1 pseudogene is annotated in these 257 nt (G+C 39.7%); it reads right to left on the minus strand.

From position 1 onward, the window contains the following. Positions 1-257 (minus strand): annotated as a pseudogene (locus ACFINC_RS11665) (histidine kinase); the annotation flags it as partial.

The following is a 257-nucleotide window of genomic DNA, read 5'->3' on the forward strand; positions in this document are numbered from 1 at the left end:
ATGCCTATTTTTTGCAACGTGGAAAGGCCACCAAAGACACGAGGCAAGGATGTTGGATTTTCCCAAATAAGAAGAGATTGCTCGGTTTCTTCCAGAAGCCATTCATAATATTTAAGTTTTTCAGAAAAATCTGTCTGAATTATCTTCAGAGGCTTCTGTACAGCTTTTTTTGCATGCATAATAACAACGACGCACGAGAGAATTGAAGCACAAGAAATTCCTCCACATAGCACTAAAAGCAGCCATGGACCATTTGG

Source organism: Bartonella sp. AP58NXGY (assembly GCF_042195785.1).
Taxonomy (GTDB): Bacteria; Pseudomonadota; Alphaproteobacteria; order Rhizobiales; family Rhizobiaceae; genus Bartonella.